General features: G+C 66.5%; 16 protein-coding genes. 5 read left to right on the top strand and 11 right to left on the bottom strand.

The annotated features are described in order from the left end of the window. Positions 1-50 precede the first annotated feature (50 nt). The 3 genes from addB (at position 51) to trxA (ending at position 7,072) form a co-directional block, all read left to right on the top strand. Positions 51-3,170: a double-strand break repair protein AddB gene (gene addB, locus ACOQOU_RS10730; protein WP_306026291.1), complete on the top strand. Its 3,120-nt coding sequence runs from the start codon at positions 51-53 to the stop codon at positions 3,168-3,170. Then, positions 3,163-6,669 carry a double-strand break repair helicase AddA gene (gene addA / locus ACOQOU_RS10725; RefSeq protein ID WP_306026290.1) on the top strand — a complete coding sequence of 1,169 codons (3,507 nt, stop codon included), beginning with the start codon at positions 3,163-3,165 and terminating at the stop codon, positions 6,667-6,669. The genes addB and addA overlap by 8 nt, the downstream gene beginning before the upstream one ends. A 79-nt stretch (positions 6,670-6,748) precedes the next feature. Beyond that, positions 6,749-7,072 carry a thioredoxin gene (gene trxA / locus ACOQOU_RS10720; RefSeq protein WP_109766955.1) on the top strand — a complete coding sequence of 108 codons (324 nt, stop codon included), beginning with the start codon at positions 6,749-6,751 and terminating at the stop codon, positions 7,070-7,072. 58 nt (positions 7,073-7,130) lie between these two features. On the opposite strand, the gene ACOQOU_RS10715 is transcribed toward trxA, so the two are convergent. Genes ACOQOU_RS10715 through ACOQOU_RS10685 form a run of 7 tightly spaced genes read right to left on the bottom strand, consistent with a single transcriptional unit; the run spans position 7,131 to position 13,423 of the window. Beyond that, positions 7,131-8,495 (bottom strand): bifunctional folylpolyglutamate synthase/dihydrofolate synthase, encoded by a 1,365-nt coding sequence (locus ACOQOU_RS10715; protein WP_306026289.1) that lies wholly within the window; start codon positions 8,493-8,495, stop codon positions 7,131-7,133. A 12-nt stretch (positions 8,496-8,507) separates the two neighbouring features. Beyond that, on the bottom strand, positions 8,508-9,527 hold the full coding sequence (gene accD / locus ACOQOU_RS10710) for an acetyl-CoA carboxylase, carboxyltransferase subunit beta (RefSeq protein ID WP_109766956.1): 1,020 nt from the start codon (positions 9,525-9,527) through the stop codon (positions 8,508-8,510). Between the two features lie 33 nt (positions 9,528-9,560). Further along, complete coding sequence (gene trpA / locus ACOQOU_RS10705; RefSeq protein WP_306026288.1) at positions 9,561-10,400, bottom strand: tryptophan synthase subunit alpha; 840 nt, start codon at positions 10,398-10,400, stop codon at positions 9,561-9,563. After that, positions 10,397-10,819 (bottom strand): arsenate reductase (glutaredoxin), encoded by a 423-nt coding sequence (gene arsC / locus ACOQOU_RS10700; protein WP_306026287.1) that lies wholly within the window; start codon positions 10,817-10,819, stop codon positions 10,397-10,399. The genes trpA and arsC overlap by 4 nt, the downstream gene beginning before the upstream one ends. Further along, entirely contained in the window at positions 10,816-11,520 is a 705-nt protein-coding gene (locus ACOQOU_RS10695; RefSeq protein WP_306026286.1) for a flavodoxin family protein, read from the bottom strand. The genes arsC and ACOQOU_RS10695 overlap by 4 nt, the downstream gene beginning before the upstream one ends. 2 nt (positions 11,521-11,522) lie before the next feature. After that, positions 11,523-12,743: a tryptophan synthase subunit beta gene (gene trpB, locus ACOQOU_RS10690; protein ID WP_109766960.1), complete on the bottom strand. Its 1,221-nt coding sequence runs from the start codon at positions 12,741-12,743 to the stop codon at positions 11,523-11,525. A 2-nt stretch (positions 12,744-12,745) separates the two neighbouring features. Then, positions 12,746-13,423, bottom strand: a complete 678-nt coding sequence (locus tag ACOQOU_RS10685; RefSeq protein ID WP_306026285.1) for a phosphoribosylanthranilate isomerase — start codon at positions 13,421-13,423, stop codon at positions 12,746-12,748. A gap of 167 nt (positions 13,424-13,590) precedes the next feature. Here ACOQOU_RS10685 and ACOQOU_RS10680 point away from each other — a divergent pair, with 167 nt between their 5' ends. After that, positions 13,591-13,866, top strand: a complete 276-nt coding sequence (locus ACOQOU_RS10680) for a transposase (protein ID WP_109766962.1) — start codon at positions 13,591-13,593, stop codon at positions 13,864-13,866. 15 nt (positions 13,867-13,881) lie between these two features. Further along, positions 13,882-15,132 (top strand): radical SAM protein, encoded by a 1,251-nt coding sequence (locus tag ACOQOU_RS10675; protein WP_109766963.1) that lies wholly within the window; start codon positions 13,882-13,884, stop codon positions 15,130-15,132. A gap of 34 nt (positions 15,133-15,166) precedes the next feature. On the opposite strand, the gene ACOQOU_RS10670 is transcribed toward ACOQOU_RS10675, so the two are convergent. The 4 genes from ACOQOU_RS10670 to ACOQOU_RS10655 all read right to left on the bottom strand — a co-directional run bounded on the left by ACOQOU_RS10670 (position 15,167) and on the right by ACOQOU_RS10655 (position 18,581). After that, entirely contained in the window at positions 15,167-15,910 is a 744-nt protein-coding gene (locus ACOQOU_RS10670) for a M48 family metallopeptidase (protein ID WP_306026284.1), read from the bottom strand. 152 nt (positions 15,911-16,062) lie between these two features. After that, on the bottom strand, positions 16,063-16,524 hold the full coding sequence (locus ACOQOU_RS10665; protein ID WP_109766965.1) for a DUF2852 domain-containing protein: 462 nt from the start codon (positions 16,522-16,524) through the stop codon (positions 16,063-16,065). 126 nt (positions 16,525-16,650) lie between these two features. After that, positions 16,651-17,793 (bottom strand): benzoate/H(+) symporter BenE family transporter, encoded by a 1,143-nt coding sequence (locus ACOQOU_RS10660; RefSeq protein ID WP_109766966.1) that lies wholly within the window; start codon positions 17,791-17,793, stop codon positions 16,651-16,653. Between the two features lie 2 nt (positions 17,794-17,795). Further along, positions 17,796-18,581, bottom strand: coding sequence for an alpha/beta hydrolase (locus ACOQOU_RS10655; protein WP_109767041.1), 786 nt, complete (start codon positions 18,579-18,581; stop codon positions 17,796-17,798). Between the last annotated feature and the right edge of the window lie 137 nt (positions 18,582-18,718).

Below are 18,718 nucleotides of genomic sequence, written 5' to 3'. Positions count from 1 at the left end.
CCGAGCGGGAGGCCCGCAGACTTGGGCTCTCCGAATCGCGATCTGCCGCCGTGACCCAGAACCGCTACGTCCATCCCAAAGTCTTCACCGTCGCGCCCGGCGCGCCTTTCCTGCCCGCCATCGCCGATGGACTGCTGGAGGGCACACTGGTCGACGGCTTCACCTTCGATGGCGATCCGATGGCGTTGGCGCGGGCGACCATCTATGTGCCGACGCGGCGCGCGGCGCGCGAGCTGCGGTCGGTGTTCATGGATGCGCTCGGCCAACGCTCCATCCTTTTGCCGCGCATCCGCCCGCTCGGGGAATTCGACGAGGATGCCGCCTTCTTTGCAGCAGGCGCGGGGGAGATGCTGTCGGTGCCGCCGGCGATCGACGCGCTTGAGCGCCAGCTTGCGCTCGGCACGCTGACGGCGCGCTGGACAGAGGCGATGACAGAGGAGTTGCATGCGCTTTACGGCATCGAGCGGGTGACGACGCCGGTGTCGACCGCCGACGCTTTCTGGATGGCGGCCGATCTCGCCGCGCTGATCGACCAGCTTGAGACCGAGGGCATTCCGTTCAAGGCCATCGAGGATGCCGCCGGCGCCGAGGTCTCGGAATGGTGGAACGTCACGCTCGCCTTTCTGCAGATCGTCAAAAAGGCCTGGCCGGCGCATCTCGCCGAGGCCAACCGGCTGGACCCGGCCGACCATCGCAACCGGATGATCCGGGCCGAGGCGGCCCGGCTCGCCGCCGCGCCGCCCGCCGGACCGGTGATCGTCGCCGGCTCGACCGGCACCATCCCTGCGACGGCGGAACTGATCGCCACCATTGCGCGGCTTCCCCAGGGCGCTGTCGTGCTGCCGGGCTACGACACGGAGATGGATGGCGAGACACGCGCGCTTCTTGAAACCGTTGGCGATGCCACGCCGGTGATCGGCCATCCGCAGTTCGGCATGCACAAGCTCGTCCGCTCGATCGGGATCGCGCCCGACGCGATCGAGCGGCTCGGCGCGGCGGAGGACGATGCGGTTGCGGCGCGAAGCCGCTGGGTCGCAGCGGCGCTGGCACCCGCCGAACGCACGGCGGACTGGGCCGCCCAACGCGCGACGTTCAAGGACGCCGCCTTTGCCGGAACTGCGGTTCTGCACGCGGCCGACGAGCGGACCGAGGCGCTGGCGATCGCCTGCGCGCTGCGCGAAGCCATTCTCGATCCGCAGGCGACGGCGGCGCTGGTGACGCCCGACCGGCAGCTGGCCCGCCGCGTTGCAACCGAGCTTGCGCGCTTCAGTGTCGAAGCCAACGATTCCGGCGGCACGCCGTTTGCATTGACGCCGCATGGCAGCCTGCTTGCGCTCGCCCTGCCGCTCGCGGCGGGAGAGGCGGACCCTGCCGCGCTTCTGGCGCTGCTCAAGCATCCGCTGGCGCGGTTCGGCGCCGACCGGGCGGCGCACATGACGGCGGTCGCACATCTGGAAATGCTGGCGCTGCGCGGCGGCACGGGCCGGATAGCGCTCGGCCGGTTCGCGGGCTTCGCCGAAGACGCACTGGCACAATGGGCCGACTACGGGCGCCGCAAGCCGGACTGGTTCCAGGCGATCGACGCCGGTGCTTTCGATCAGGCACGGGATCTGGCCCAGCGCATCGAGGCAGCCTTTGCTCCCCTTTGCGCGCTCGGCGATGCGGCGGAAACGATCGCTCTCGACAAAACCGTGTGCGCAACGGTGCAGGCGCTTGAGGCGATCACGCGCGATGGCGACGGGCGGTTCGACGCGCTTTACGCAGGCGAAAGCGGCGTGGCGCTCGAAGGCCTGTTGCGGCGCCTGCGCGACAGCGCAACGCCCATCGCCTTCGCTGCGGACCAGTGGCCGGACATGGTCCGCGCCCTGACCGCAACGATGGCGGTCAAACCGGCCGTCGGGGGTCATCCGCGCATTGCGATCTGGGGCACGCTGGAAGCGCGCCTCCAGACCGTCGATCTGATGGTGCTGGGCGGCCTCAACGAAGGCAAATGGCCGGCGCAGACATCCAATGACGCGTTCCTGACGCGGTCGATGAAAGCGGAAATCGGTCTCGATCCGCCCGAACGGCGCATCGGGCTGGCGGCGCACGATTTCCAGATGGCGATGGGCAATCGCCGCGTGCTTCTCACCCGAGCCATTCGGGCAGGCGGTGCCCCGGCCGTCGCCTCGCGCTGGCTCCAGAGGCTGGAAACGCTGGCCGGGCCGGATCGGACGGCGGCAATGCACGCGGCCGGCGGTCACTATGCGCAATTGGCCGAAACCGTCGCCGCGCCGTCCATCGCCGATCCGGCCGGGCGGCCGGCGCCGCAGCCGCCGCTCACGGCGCGGCCGAAGGCGCTGTCGGTGACCGAAGTCGAAACTCTGCGGCGCGATCCCTACGCCGTCTATGCGCGCCGCGTTCTGGAACTGGCGCCGCTCGATCCGCTGGTGCGCGATCCGGACTTCGCCGACCGGGGATCGCTGATCCACAAGGTGATGGAGGAAGCGGCGCGGGCGAGGATCGACTGGCCAGCGGAGACGGCCCACGCCGCGCTGGAGCGCCTGGCGCGAGACGTGTTCGATGCGGAGAGACTTCCGCCGGAGATCGACGCGGTATGGTGGGCCCGGATGCTGGCCGCGCTGCCGCGGATCGTCGCCTGGGAGACCGAAAGGCAACCGCTGATCACCGCCCGACATCCCGAAGCCCGCGCCCGGCCGACGCCCGTCGGCGCAACGGGCGTGACACTGCGCGGCTATGCCGACCGCGTCGATGCGCGCACCGACGGGCTTGCCGACATTATCGACTTCAAGACCGGCGGCGCGCCATCCGCGCCACAGGTTCAGACGCTGCTGGCGCCACAATTGCCGCTCGAAGCGGCCCTGCTTGAACGCGGCGCCTTCGACAGCCCCGAAAAATCCGAGCCGGGCGATCTCATCTATGTCCGGCTCGGCGCGCGCGGCGAACTGGTCGCCCGGCCCGTATCGGGCGGCAAGAATGACAAGGCGGCCACGCTCGCCCGGCGTGCATGGGAGAAGCTGGAGGGGCTCTGCGCGCACTACAACAAATTCGAGCAAGGCTACCCGAGCCGCCTCATGCCGTTCCGGGAGGCCGATTTCGACGGCGATTACGACCATCTGGCGCGGGCGCTGGAATGGGCCGACGCGGTGCGGCGCGAACGCGATGGCTAAACCGCTTCCCGACGACAGGACCCGAGCCGATCAGGCCCGAGCGGCGGACCCGGCCAATTCCGCCTGGGTGTCCGCCAATGCCGGGTCCGGCAAGACCTGGGTCCTGTCGACCCGGGTCATCCGTATTCTTCTGTCCGGCACCGAGCCGTCGAAAATCCTGTGCCTGACCTACACCAGGGCCGCCGCCGCGGAGATGAAGACCCGTGTGTTCCAGCGGCTCGGGGCCTGGGTGGCGATGGACGATGCGGCGCTGCGCGACGAGCTGGCCGCCATCACGGACGAACGACCGGGGCGGGAAGCTATCGCGTTCGCGCGGACCCTGTTTGCCCGCGCGCTCGAGACGCCGGGCGGGCTGAAGATCCAGACCATCCACGCCTTTTGCGAATCGCTGCTGCACCGGTTCCCGCTCGAAGCCAACATTGCCGGCCATTTCGAGCTGCTGGACGCCGAGGCGCAGGCGCTGCTTGTCGCACAGGCGCGGCGCGGACTCCTGGCCGATGCGGCGCAGCGGAGCGGCGCGGGTGCGGCGGTCATGCGGCTTCTGGCGATTGCCGGAGAAAGCGGGGTCGAAAAGCTGCTCGACGAGATCGTCGTCCGGCGCATCGCGGTCACCGATCTGCTGCGGCGGCTTTCGCCGGCCGGGGAGAGACGCGGTGCCTATCGCACCGCCTTCGGGTTCGCGCCGGACGAGACCGATGCGGACGTCGCCGCGACCGTCTGGCCGCTGCCGGGGTTCGGAGAGGCCGATCTGGAGCGGCTGGAACATGCGGCCCGTGCGCCGAAGTCACCGCGAAAGACGCATCTGAAGTTCATCGCCGAGCTGCGCGATGCGTCGGCGGAGCCGGACGCTCTATTGCGCCTCTCCTCGCTGGCCAGGGCATTTCTGAAGGCCGATGGCACGCCGGCGACGCACAATATGTTCCCGGCCGATATTGCCGGGGCGCTGCCCTCCTTCGAGGCAGACTATCTGTCGGCAGCGGACCGGATCGCAAAAGCCTGCAACCGCTTGGACCTGCTGCGCGAAATCGAAGGCACGCTCGACGTTCTCGCCGTTGCCGACGCGCTGATCGCGCGCTACGAGGCGCTCAAGCGCGCGCGCGGGCTGCTGGACTTCGAAGACCTGATTGCGCGCACCGCCACGCTTCTGACGCGCACCGGCGCTTCGCTCTGGGTGCGCTACAAGCTGGACCAGGGCATCGATCATATCCTTATCGACGAGGCGCAGGACACCAGCCCCGCCCAGTGGGACGTCATCCGCACTTTGGCCGACGAGTTCTTTGCCGGCGATGCGGCGCGGCCGGAACTGCGCACCGTCTTTGCGGTCGGCGACGAGAAACAGTCCATCTACTCTTTCCAGGGGGCCGATCCGGACAAGTTCGCGGGCACACGCACCCATTTCGCCCAACGGGCTGGCGAAGCCGACCGTGCCTTTGAGCCGGTGGAACTGCAGGTCTCGTTCCGGTCCACCGAGGCGGTTCTGGCCGCGGTCGACCATGTTTTCGCGACTGAAGAAAACCGGGCCGGGCTGACACGCGACAGTCTGCCCACCGCGCACCGTTCGCTGCGCAGAGGCGAGCCGGGCCGCGTCGAAATCTGGGAGCAGGTCGCAAAACAGAAGAGCGACCCGAGCGAAGACTGGACCGCGCCGGTCGATGCGATCGAAGAGCCCTCCCTGCGCGTTGCCACGCGCATCGCCGAAACGATCGGCAATTGGATCCAGACCGGCACAATCCTCGAAGCGACGGGCCATCCGATCGCGGCGGACGACATTCTCGTGCTGGTCCGGTCGCGGGACGGGTTCGTCAGCGCCCTGTCGCGCGCGCTCAAGGATCGCGGCGTCCCCGTCGCCGGCGCAGACCGGCTGGCGCTGACCGGCCACATCGCGGTGCTCGACCTGATGGCGCTCGGGCGCGTCATGCTCAACCGCGCCGACGATCTGTCACTGGCCGCGCTTCTCAAGAGCCCTCTCTTCGGCCGTAGCGATGACGATCTGTTCGCGCTCGCCCATGGCCGCGAGGGTGCGGCGCTCTGGTCGCGGCTGGCCGATGCCGGGCGCAACGACCCGGTCCTTGCGGCCATCGCGGCGCAGCTCGCCGACTGGGCGGACAAGGCGATGCGCTGGCCGGTGCACGAGTTCTATGCCCATGTGCTGTCGGCCTGTTCGGGACGCGAAAAGCTGATCGGCCGGCTGGGCCCGGAAACCGCCGACGTGCTCGACGAATTCATCGCGTTGACGCTGGCGGCCGAACGCACCGGACCGCCGGCGCTCGAGACCTTTCTCAACACGCTCGATCTCTATGCGCCGGAGATCAAGCGCGAGATGGATCAGGCCAAGGGCGAAGTCCGGATCATGACGGTGCACGGCGCCAAGGGGCTCGAGGCGCCGATCGTGTTTCTCGTCGATCGCGGCAGCGCGCCGTTCGATGCGCGTCAGGCGCCGGCGCTGCTGCCGGTGCAACTGCCAAGCGAAACAGGCTCCGACAGCGACGCCCTTTTGTGGCGCGGCGTGCCGGACGCGCGCTCTGATGTTCAAGCCGCAGCGCTCGAAAGGCTGAAGTGCGCCGCACAGGACGAATATCGCCGGCTCTTGTATGTCGGAATGACGCGCGCCGCCGACAGGCTGATCGTCGCCGGCTATCGCGGCATCCATGCGCCGTCCGAGGCGACATGGCACACCATGGTGCTGTCGGCGCTGGAGCCGCATTGCGACGTGACCGAAACCGGTGACGGGACGGTCTGGCAGTTTCCGGCGGGGCTTGGCGCTGTGCCGGCCAGCGCTCCGGCGGTACCGGACAAGCGCGAACAGGCGTTCTCGCTGCCCGCGGGTTTTGCCGATCCGGCGCCCCCCGAACCTCCGGCGGCGCGGCCACTGGTGCCGTCGGGAGCGTCGGGCCTTGCCATTTCCCCGGAGACAGCGGATGCCGCGGAACCGGGCAGCGTGTCGCTGCTGGACGACGGGGGCGGAACACCGGGCGGATCGGCGGCGCGGCGCGGAACGCTGATCCACACGCTGTTGCAGATGCTGCCGGCAATCGACCCCAGCGAACGGCAGGACCGGGCGCGGCAATGGTGCGCGATGACCGCGCCCGAAATGGACATCGGCGACGTCGATTCGTTGCTCGCTCAGGTGTTTGGCGTGCTGGACGACCCGCGTTATGCGCCGCTGTTCGCGCCGGAATCGATTGCCGAGGTGTCCGTGATGGGCACGCTGAAGCTTGGCGGCGAGGCGCGCGCCGTCTCCGGCGTGATCGACCGGCTAGTGGCGGTGGGCGACACGGTGCTGATCGTCGATTACAAGACCGGCCGCCACATCCCCGAAACGCCCGATGCGGTCGCCGAGGCCCATGCAAGGCAGATGGCGCTTTACCGCGCGCTCGTCGCCCCTCTCTATCCGGGCAAGACGGTGCGCACGCTTTTGCTTTTCACCGCCGGGCCGGCGATGATCGAAGTCTCCGGCGAGAGGCTCGCCTCCGCCTTGGCCGGTCTCGCACAATCGTGAGAATCGGCCTATAGGTACGGGCTTGAACATGCGTCCGATCCGGCCCACATGCGGGCCAGGACATGAGAAGGAGGCCGCAATGGCGACCGTGAAGATCGATACCAGCAATTTCGAGGCCGATGTGCTCGGCGCCGACGAACCGGTGGTCGTGGATTTCTGGGCGGAATGGTGCGGCCCGTGCAAGATGATCGCACCGGCGCTGGAGGAACTGTCCGGCGAACTGGACGGTCAGGTGAAGATCGCCAAGGTCAACATTGACGAAAATCCGCAGATCGCCGCGCAGTACGGCATCCGCTCGATCCCGACGCTCTACATGTTCAAGGGTGGCGAAGTCGTCGACCAGATGGTCGGCGCCGTGCCCAAGGGCAAACTGTCGGACTGGATGAAGGGCGCCATCGCCTGAGGCCGGCTGCACGGATTTTCACGAAAACCCGGCCCTTGCGCCGGGTTTTTTGTGCCGGCTACCGTGGCGGCGTGCCGTTGTCGCGCAGAACATCGCCGGCCAGATAGAGCGAGCCGCATATCAGGATACGCGGCGGACGCTCCAGGCCGTTCCAGCTTTCAGCCAAAAGACGGAGCGCGGCGGAGACGTTTTCCATCGGCTCCGCCGAAAGGCCGGCTTCGAGCGCCTGGTCGGCGAGAAAGCCCGGATCGACACCGGCATCGCTGCCCGGCACCGGAACGGTGAAGACGTGCCGGACAAGACCGTCAAACACCCTGAAATAGCCGACGGCATCCTTGGTGTTGAGCATGCCGGCGATCATGAACAGCGGCCGCTCGACCTGTTCCTCGCGTGCGGCGAGATGCTCGGCGGCCATCGCCGCGCCGTCGGGATTGTGGCCTCCATCGAGCCAGATCTCCGCCCCCTTTGGTGCGAGCGCGACCAGATCGCCTTCGGTCAGCCGCTGCAACCGCGCCGGCCAGTCGACCGTCTGCATCGCGCGCTCGGCGGCCGCCTCGGTCAGGGAAAAACCGCCGGCGCGCAGCGCGGCGATGGCCGCGGCGGCGTTGGAAAGCTGGTGTCGGCCCCGCAGCGCCGGCAAAGGCAGATCAAGCAAACCGTCGGTGTCCTGAAAGACCAGCCGGCCATGCTCCTCGAAGGCGATGAAATGCTCACCATAGATGTGCGCGTCGCAGCCCAGAGCTTCGGCGCGCGTGACCAGTTCGTCGCGCGCCTCCGGATGAGGCTGGGCGCCGATGACCACCGGCGCGTCGGGTTTCATGATGCCGGCCTTTTCGCCGGCGATCAGTTCGACGGTGTCGCCGAGATAGGCCTGATGGTCGAGACCGACCGGCATGATGACGCTGACCGCCGGCCGGTCGATCACATTGGTGGCGTCGGCGCGGCCGCCAAGACCCACCTCGATGACTGCCGCATCGGCCTTGTGTTCGCTGAACAGGACGAACATGACCGCCGTCAGGATCTCGAAGACAGTGATCTTGCGGCCGTCATTGGCGTCGGCGACGCGGCGCACCGCATCTGCGAGCACTGCATCGTCGACCAACGTGCCGGCCAACCGGAACCGCTCGTGCCAGCGCACGAGGTGCGGCGAGATGTGAACGTGGGTGCGATGGCCGGCGGCCTCCAGCAGCGCGCGGCAGAAGGCGGCGCACGACCCCTTGCCGTTGGTGCCGGCGATGTGGATCGCCGGCGGCAGCGCCGTGTGCGGATCGCCGAGCGCGCCCAGCAGACGGCGGATGCGGCCGAGCGACAGGTCGAACCCCTTCGGATGCAGGGCCATTAGCGCCTCGATGGCGCGGGTGGCTTCGTCGGGCGATACCAGTTCGGTGCCCGGCGCGGCGGGCGGATGATGATCGCTTGCCATGGCCGCGCTCCGTCAGAAGCTGGGCGAAGGCTTTTGGGGCGTCGCCTCGGCCGGTTCAAGAATTTCGGTCTCGACGGCACCTGTCGTCACCGCCGCATCTTCGGGATCGGCGACCGGCACCGTGTCGACCGAGCCGGTCTCGTCCATCACCGCGGCCTGCCCGACCGTTTCGGTCGCAGGCACGTCCTGTTTGGTCAGGATGCGAAGCAGGCGGGCGATGGTCGCCCTCAGTTCGGTGCGCGGCACGACCATGTCGACCATGCCGTGATCGAGCAGATATTCGGAACGCTGGAAGCCCTCGGGCAGCTTTTCGCGAATGGTCTGTTCGATGACCCGCGCGCCGGCAAAGCCGATCACCGCGCCCGGTTCGGCGATGTGAATGTCGCCCAGCATCGCATAGGAGGCCGAAACGCCGCCGGTGGTCGGATTGGTCAGGACGACGATGTAGGGCAGGCCCGCCTCCTTCAGCATTTCGACGGCAACCGTGGTGCGCGGCAACTGCATCAGCGACAGGATGCCCTCCTGCATGCGCGCACCGCCGGATGCGGCGAACAGCACCATCGGGCATTTCTTTTCGATGGCCGTCTCAAAGCCGCGAATGATCGCTTCGCCGGCCGCCATGCCGAGCGAGCCGCCCATGAAGGTGAAATCGTGCACTGTGGTGACGATTTCCATGCCCTCGAGCTTGCCGGTGGCGTTGATGATGGAATCCTCGAGACCGGTCTTCAGCCGGTTCTCGCGCAGCCGGTCGGAATACTTCTTCTGGTCCCGGAAACGCAGCGGGTCCTGCGCCACCTCCGGATTGGCGATCTCCTGGAACGCGCCGCCATCATAGAAATGGGTGAGCCGCTGGCGCGCGGCGATCTTCATGTGGTGTCCGGAGACCGGGATCACCCACTGGTTTTCCTCGACATCGGCGTGAAACACCATCTCGCCGGTCTCGGGGCACTTGATCCAGAGGTTTTCCGGCGTCTCGCGCCGCCCCAGCATGGAGTTGAGGCGCGGACGGACGTAGTTGGTGATCCAGTTCATGACCGATTCCCGTTTTGGGCCAATGTGGACCGGCTATTCGGCAGCTTCAAGGCGCGCGGCGCGGACGCCTGCGGCCAGGCCGCCCACCAGCGTCGTGACGGCGGCGACCGTGTCGGACGTCGCGCCGCCATCGCCGTCCAGCGAATTGACGATGGCCTGGACGATCGCCGTGCCGACCACCACGCCGTCCGCATCGCGGCCGATCAGCCGGGCCTGCTCGGCGGTCTTGACGCCGAAGCCGACACAGACCGGCAAGGGCGTATGGCCCTTGATACGGTTGACCGCCTCGCCGACCGCGCCGGTGTCGGCGATGGCCGATCCGGTGATGCCCGTCATCGAGACGTAGTAGACAAAGCCGGACGTGTTGGCGAGGACGGCCGGCAGGCGCTTGTCGTCGGTCGTCGGGGTCGCCAGCCGGATGAAGCTGATGCCGGCCTCAAGCGCCGGAATGCACAGTTCGCCATCCATTTCCGGCGGCAGGTCGACGATGATCAGACCGTCGATTCCGGCAGCGTTCGCATCGTCGAGGAACCGGTCGACACCATAGATGTAGACCGGATTGTAATAGCCCATCAGGACGATCGGCGTATCGGTATCGGTCTTGCGGAAGGCTTTGGCCATCGCCAGCGTACGGGCCAGCGTCTGCCCGCCCTTGAGCGCACGTTGGCCGGCCATCTGAATCGCCGGCCCGTCGGCCATCGGATCGGAGAAGGGCATGCCCAGCTCGATGATGTCGGCGCCCGCATCCGGCAAGGCCTTCATGATGGACAGGGATGTGTCGTAGTCGGGATCGCCGCCCATGATGTAAGTGACGAGCGCGGGCCGGCCTTCATCGGCAAGCCGCGCAAACAGCGTGTCGAAACGGTTGGTCATGCGCTCTGCCCCGATTTGCCGACGACTTCGCCGTCTTCCTTTGTGAAGATGCCGATCTTGTCGGCGTTCGGCAGCACGTCCAGCACCTTTTCGGACGGGCGCGACAGGACCGTTCCGAGCGGCGTGACGACGATCGGCCGGTTCATCAGGATCGGGTGCTCGACCATGAAGTCGATGAGTTCGTCATCGGTCCATTTGGGGTCGTCGAGCCCGAGTTCCTCATAGGGCGTGCCCTTCTTGCGCAGAACCTGGCGCACGGAGAGGCCGGTAGCCGCGACCAGCTCGACCAGCCTGTCCCGGCCGGGCGGCGTCTTGAGATATTCGATCACCTCGGGCTCCTCGCCGGACGCGCGGATCATCGCCAGCGTGTTGCGGGAGGTGCCGCATTTGGGATTGTGGTAGATGGTGATCGTGCTCATTTCGGCACCTCCGGGTGATCGAAGCGTTCGCCGTTCTTCCAGCCATCGGCCGAATTGCCGTGTGCGGGAATGCCGCCGGCGTCATCCAGCATCTTTGCCAGATGCATCAGGTTCCAGGTCATGAACGTGGTGTTCCGCCGCGTGAAGTCGTTGTCGAGACCGGCGCCATTGTCGCCATAGGAATCGCCCGGGCCGGCCTCGCCGATCCAGCCCGCATCGGCTTGGGGCGGCACCGTGTAGCCGATGTGCTGGAGCGCATAAAGGCACGTCATCGATGCGTGCTTGATGCCGTCCTCATTGCCCGTGATCAGACAGCCGCCGACCTTGCCGTAATAGATGTACTGGCCGGCATGGTTGCGCTGGCCCGCATGGGCGTAAAGCCGTTCGATGACGACGCGGCAGACGGACGATTCCTCGCCGAGCCAGAGCGGTGTGCCAAGAACGAGAATATGCGCGTCGCGCACTTTCGGCCAAAAGATGTCGGGCCAGTCGTCGTGATCGGCGCCGTGGTCGCGCATGTCCGGCATGATACCGAACGCGATCCGGTGATCGGCGGCGCGCAGATAGTCCACCGTGACGCCGTTCCTTTCCATGATCGCCATGGAGTTGCGCATCAGCCGTTCGGTGTGGCTCGGCCCCTGGGCGGTCGATTTCAGCGTCGTGTTGATGAACAGGGCTTTGAGGCCGGCAAAGTCGACCATCGTCACATCTCAAATCCCAGCCGCTTGCCGACGGCGAAGACGTCCTTGTCGCCGCGGCCGCACAGATTCATGACGATGATCTGGTCCTTGCGCATCTTCGGTGCGCGCTTGATCACCTCGGCGAGCGCGTGGCTGGGTTCGAGCGCCGGGATGATGCCCTCGATCTTCGAGAGCAGCTGGAAGGCTTCGAGCGCCTCGGTGTCCATGATCGGCACATAGTCGACGCGGCCGGTGTCCTTCAAATAGGAATGTTCGGGGCCGATGCCGGGATAGTCGAGGCCGGCCGAGATCGAATGGCCTTCCTCGATCTGTCCGTCGCCGTCCTGCAGAAGATAGGTGCGGTTGCCGTGCAGCACGCCGGGCGAACCGGCGGTCAGCGAGGCGCAGTGCTCGTCCGTGTCGAGCCCCTTGCCGCCCGCTTCGACGCCGACCATCTGCACATTGCGGTCGTCGAGGAACGGATGAAACAGGCCGATCGCGTTGGAGCCGCCGCCGACGGCGGCGACCAGCATGTCCGGCAGCCGGCCCTCGATTTCAAGCAGCTGCTCCCTGGCCTCCTTGCCGATGACCGACTGGAACTCGCGCACCATCTCCGGATAGGGGTGCGGGCCGGCGGCGGTGCCGATGATGTAATAGGTGCTCTCGACATTGGTGACCCAGTCGCGCAGCGCCTCGTTCATCGCGTCCTTGAGGGTGCCGTTTCCGGCCGTCACCGGGGTCACCTCGGCGCCCAAGAGCTTCATGCGGAAGACATTCGGCGCCTGCCGGTCGATGTCGGTGGCGCCCATATAGACATGGCAGGGAAAGCCGAACCGCGCGGCGACCGTGGCCGAGGCCACGCCATGCTGGCCGGCGCCGGTTTCGGCGATGATCCGCGTCTTGCCCATGCGCTTGGCCAACAGGATCTGGCCCAGGCAATTGTTGATCTTGTGCGAGCCAGTATGGTTCAGCTCATCACGCTTGAAGTAGATTTTCGCGCCGCCCAGATGCTCGGTCAGCCGCTCGGCGAAATAGATCGGCGAGGGCCGGCCGGTATAGTGCGTGTTCAGATGCTGCAATTCGGCCTGAAACTCCGGATCGGTCTTGGCCTGGTTCCACTTGTCCTGCAGGTCGAGGATCAGCGGCATCAGCGTCTCGGCGACGAAGCGGCCACCGAAAATGCCGAACATGCCCTGCTCGTCAGGACCTGTGCGAAAAGAATTGGGTTCAGGTGGCTTGTTCATCGTCAAACTCCCAAAGCGGCGGTCTGCCGCTGTTCGCGCGCCTCGGCGACCGCCAGAAAAAACGCCTCGATCAGGCCCGCGTCCTTGATGCCCGGCGCGCTTTCGACGCCCGAGGACACGTCGATCCCCGGCGGACCGGCGATCCCGAGCGCCTCGCCCACATTGCCGGCATCGAGCCCGCCGGACAGCATATAGTCCGTGTCCGCGTCAAGCGAGGCAAGGAGCGACCAATCGAAGCTGACGCCATTGCCTCCGGGAAGGTCCGATCCTTTTGGCGGCTTGGCGTCGAGCAGGAACCTGTCGGCGACGCCGCGATAGGCGTCCAGTTTTTTCAGGTCATCGCGACCGGAAATGGCGAACGCCTTCATCACCGGCAGGCCATGGCGCGCCCTGACCGCGGCGACCCGTTCGGGGCTTTCGCTTCCATGCAATTGCAGCATGTCGGGCCCGGCCGTCCGGACGATCCGGTCGAGCTCGGCGTCGTCCGCATCGACCGTTACGGCGACCGTCACAACGCCGGCCGCCTTGGCCCGCGCTGCCAATGGCGCCGCATCGTCCGGCGTGACATGGCGCGGTGATCTCTCGAAGAAGATGAAGCCCGCATGGCTCGCGCCGCCGGCTGCCGCCGCGTCGACGGCGTCCGGTGTCGAAAGTCCGCAGATCTTGATGTCGAGGCTCATGCAGGCGCCTTAGCGCGCACGGTTCAGCGAGTCGAGCATTTGATCAGCCCGGCGCCATGCCGGACGAGGTCGCCGACTGGTCGATCTATTTGTGAAAGAGAACAAAATTGACTCTTTCCAATACTTGGATCACCCTCAGAATGTTTCTGTTAAAGGAGATTTGGTCCATGCCTAAAAGAGAAATCACTGCACGAAAGCTGATTGGCGAAAAGCGCTATGCCGAACTCAAAGAGCGCTACGATGCGTTTGTCGGTCAGGCGATCGTCGACAAACTCGTGGAGCCGGACATGCTGTCGGGCTTCCCTCCCTTGGGGATTCACGCCGAAGGGCCGCACTACGAGCAGGAAGGCGGCGATTACGATCAGTCCACCGGCGGCAATCACAGCCAGACCGGCGGCGGCAGCTACAAGCAAGCGGCTCCCAAGACCGAAGAGTTCCGCTAAGCCGGCCGCGCCACAATGCCCCCTGGTCTGACCGGCGCGGCCACGACGCGACGCCATGCGGCCGTGCCCTCGATCCGGACGCTTCAGGTCGTGTTGAAGGTGGCCGAGCGCTGCAACATCAACTGCAGCTACTGCTATTATTTCAACATGGGCGAGACATCGGCGCTGGACCGTCCGGCGCTGATCAGTCTCGATACGGTGGCCTCGCTCGCGCGCTGGATACGTGAGGGTTGCGCGGAACTGGGCATCGGGCGCGTGATGGTCTCGTTCCACGGCGGCGAGCCGCTGCTCCTCAAGCCCGCGCGCTTCTCCGCGGCGTGCACGCTCCTGCGCGAAACGATCGAGCCGGTCGCCAAGGTTTCCTTTGCCGTGCAGACCAACGGCACGATTCTCAGCCGGCAATGGCTCGATATCTTCGCCGAGCACCGCATCCATGTCGGCGTCAGCATCGATGGCGACCGCGGCGCCAATGACCGTTTCCGCCTGACCAAGGACGGACGGTCTACCTTCGACACGGTCGACGAGACGATCCGGACCCTGGTTGCCTGGTCCGGCGGCAATCAGGCTCTCGGCCCGTCGACGATCTCCGTTCTTGATCATCGCAACGACTATGGCGCCATCTATCGCTACCTGCGGTCGCTCGGCATCATGAACATGAGCTTTCTCCTGCCCGACCGCAGCCACGATCAGGGGTTCAGTGCCGACGATGGCGATGCGGAGAGCTATGGCCGGTGCCTGTCGGATCTGTTCCAAGCCTGGTTCGCCGAGGACAATCCCGATGTGAATGTGCGGCAGGTCAAGGAGGTCATCCGGCATTTCCAGAACACGGAAAAAGGCCCGCCCGAACCGCCGGGCGAAGACAAGATCGCCTACCAGATCATCGTCGCGCAGAGCGACGGAACCGTGTCGGTCGACGATTCGCTCATCCCCGCCCTTGACTGGTTCAAGGGCACGCCACGCGTGGCCATCGCGGACACATCGCTGCCCGACTTCCTCGCCGATCGGGTTTTTGGAGAGATCCGGCGCGCAAACAACACGATCGCCACCGCCTGCCGAGACTGCGATTGGCGCGGCGTGTGCCGCAGCGGCGATCTCGAAAACCGTTACGCCGACGGCATGGGGTTCGACAATCCGTCCGTCTACTGCAGCGGTTACCAGCGGTTTTTCACCGACGTCTGTGGAACGCTGCTTGCCAACAACTATCCGGTCGATCTGCTGGAAGATCGCATCGAGCAATCATTCGCCGCGGTCGACGCGCATGTTTGAATGAAGCCTGGCGTGGCCGGCACGGTGGGGCCGGTCAGAACACGATCGACTGCAGTTTCGACCCGTTGCGCTTGAGCCAGGCCTTGCAGCGCTTCGTGTCCGGGCAGAGCTCCTCGCACAGCGCCCAGAAGCGCGCACCGTGGTTCATCTCGCGCAGATGCGCCACCTCGTGGGCGACCAGATAGTCGATCACCCGCGGCGGCGCCATGGCGATCCGCCAGGAAAAGGACAGGTTGCCCTCCGACGAGCACGACCCCCAGCGGCTGACCGTGTCCTTGAACCGGACCGCGCGCGCCGGCCGGCCGACGGTGGCGGCATGGCGGGCCACCAGCGGCTCGATGCGCTCCCTGGCGGTCTTCTTCAGAAAATCGGCGACACGGCGCGGCAAATGTTCCGGCGCGCCGAAGACGACCAGTTCGGGGCCGTTCGCCCCGTCCTCGATCCGCGTGACGCCGCGGCCGGGCCGGTGGACGATCAGATGGTTGACGCCCAGAACCGGCAGCTTGATGCCCGGCCGCACCTGCGGGCGATCGGGCATCTTGGCGATCTTGCCGGCGAGCCAGCCCTCGTGACGGGCCAGGAACCGGTCGATCTCCGCTTGCGCCATGCCGGGCGGCACGGTGACCTTCAGACCGCGATCGCCGGGCTGTATGCGCAGCGTCAGCCGCTTGGCGCGGGGGTTTTCGACGATCGAGAGCGGCAGCGTCCGGCCAGCCACCTGGTGGCTGTCCGGACGTTGCTCGTGTCGGTGCCGTGCGCGCGTCAGGCCGAAAACCATGGGGTGTTCATAGCGTGATTCGGCGGCGCGCCTAACAGCGAAACCGGACCTGCGCGAAGCAGCTCCGGCCGGCCCGCCAACGCCGGGAGAGGTCCCGACGTCGCGGTTTGTGTGCCGGCGCCATCACAGGACGGCGCCCGGTTCTTTGCGTATCAGCTCTCGTCCGATCCCTTGACGTTCGGGACCGAAGTGCCCTTGGCGCCATTGCCGGCGTCGGCATCCATGTCGCGACCGCGTGCCGCCATGAACTGGTCGAATTCTTTCTGGTCCTTGGCGCGGCGCAGTTCGCGCAGATAGTCATCGAACTCCTTGCGCATTTCGTCGAGCTTGCGGCGCTCTTCCTCGATGCGCTTGAGTTCGGCATCGCGCCAGTCGTCAAAGGCGACGTTGCCGGTGCGCGGTGCCATGTTGGCGGAACGGCCGCAACGGCTCCAATTGCGGGACATGGCATCGGTGGCGCGGTTGACGTCACCCTTCCAGCCATCCAGCCGGTCGCCCCAGAGAATGTAGGCCAGCATCGCCAGGCCCAGCGGCCAGAAGACGATGAAACCCAGCACCATCAGGCCGATGGTGGCCGGCGTCCACGCGGGACGGATCAAGGCAGTCTGTGTCATGTTCGAACACCCCATTTTTGCCTGGCGATAAAGGCTCGCCACGGTTCTGAGGTGGTGACCGAACACCTGCTCTGCAAGCGCTTTTGGCCGGTTTTTCGGCGGACAATCGTTAAATTTTGTTCAGATTCAGCGTTTTGCCAGCGCCAGAAAATGCACCGCGAGACCCAGCATCAGGCCCCAGAAGGCGGCGCCGATGCCGAAAAAGACAATGCCTGAGGCGGTGATGGCAAAGGTGGTCATCGCCGGAATGCGGTCGCGTTCCTCGGCGACGGCAATGCGGGTGGAGTTGGCCAGCGGCCCGAGCAGCGCGATGCCCAGAACCAGCGCAATCAGCGAGGCGGGCAGCACGGTGACAAGCGCCACGAACGAGGCGCCGAACAGCGCGAACACGATATAGATGAGGCCGTACCAGATGCCCGTGACCCAGCGCTTGTGCGGATCGGGATGGGCGTCTTCGCCGGTGCAGATGGCCGCGGTCACGGCGGCGAGATTGGTCGATGAGGCGCCCAGAAAGCCGGTCAGGGTCGAGAAGACGCCGGTGACGGCGATCACCGGCCCGGCCGGCGGGCGATAGCCGTCGGCGCGGAGCACCGCCAGGCCGGGCAGGTTCTGCGAGGCCATGGTGACGACGTATAGCGGTACGGCGAGGCCGAAGAACGAGCCGACCGATATCTCCGGCACGACGAAGGCGAGCGACGAGGTCTCGATGGTGATGTCGCCTTCGGTCATGCCGCCAAGCAGCGCCCAGGCAATGCCGACGAACAGCACGCCGATCACCGCCAGCTGCGCGTCATAGGTGCGCAGCACGAAAAATCCGGCGGCCAGCGGCAGGATGAAGGCCGGATCGATGGTGGCCGCCTGCGCGCCGGCGACGACGAAGGGCAAAAGGATGCCGCCGAGCATGCCGGCGGAGATCGCGCCGGGAATGGCTTCGACCAGCCGCATCAGCGGCCGGAACAGGCCGGTGGCGATCGTCAGGAGCCCCGCCGCGACGAAGGCGCCGACCGCTTCGTTCATGGAGTATCCCGTGCTTGCCGTCACCAGCGCCAGGCCGGCGATCGACCAGGCGGCGATGATCGGCATGCGAAACCAGATGGTCAGGATCAGGGTCTCGATGGCCACCGCGATGCATATTGCGGTGATCCAGCTTGCCGTCTGGGCCTCGGTTGCGCCGACAGACTGGGCTGCGCCAAGCACCAGCGCCATCGTGCCGCCGAAGCCGACGAATGAGGCGACGAGCGCCGCCGACAGGGCCGAAAAACGAAACATGGTCAGCCCTGGCCGCCTCCCTGGCCGCCGGACTTGCCCGCAAGCGCGCCGGCGGCATCGAGCATCATGGCGATGTCCTGCGGCCGCGACAGGCGGTGATCGCCATCCTTGACGTAGCTGATCACCGCATCGTCCTTGGACAGAAGCTCGAACAGACGCTGCGCATGCTGCCACGGCACGTCGGGATCGGCCTGGCCCTGAATGATGCGCACCGGGCAGTGTGTGTCTATGGGCCCGGTCATGACGCGGTTGTTGCGGCCATCCTCGAACAGGTCCCGCGTGAAGATGTTCGGCTCGGGCCCGTATGGCGTCGGCTCGGCGAAATAGCCCTGCTCTTGCAGATCCCGCTTTTGCGCGCCGGTCAGCTTGGGCTCATGCAGCTCGCTGGTGAAGTCGGGCGCGGGCGCCAGCAGCAGCAGCCCTGCGATCGGATCGCCGACACCGCCCCGGTTGAGTTCGGCGACCATGCGCAGCGCGATCCACGCGCCCATTGACGAGCCGACAAGCACCAAGGGCGGCGCGCAGACGTTTTCGGTCACCGCGAGCGCCTCGCCGAGCCAGCGCGAGATCGTGCCGGCCCGGAAATCGCCACCCGACCGGCCATGCCCCGAATAGTCGAACCGGGTGCAGGCCATGGCGTGCTCGCCGCACCAGCGGTCCAGTTCGACGGCCTTTGTGCCGTCCATGTCGGATCGGTAACCGCCGAGCCAGACGAAGTTCGGCGCGCCGCCCGTGCGGTGGCACACGGCGATCTCGGCGCCGTCCACGGTCAGCGATTGTTCGTCCATCTCGCGCTCCTCCGGCGGTCCCTGCGCCATCGTCCGCCTTATGAGGGGTTGCATCGGACCTGTGAAGCCATCACATGGCCGAATGCGTCCGGCCGGATCAATGCAACAAACGGCCCAAGGCAGGTGATTTGCGGACA

Origin of the sequence: Oceaniradius stylonematis (genome assembly GCF_965223445.1) — a bacterium.
GTDB lineage: Bacteria > Pseudomonadota > Alphaproteobacteria > Rhizobiales > Rhizobiaceae > Roseitalea > Roseitalea stylonematis.
Note: the sequence above shows the minus strand (reverse complement) of the source record. Positions and strands in the feature narration are given on the sequence as shown.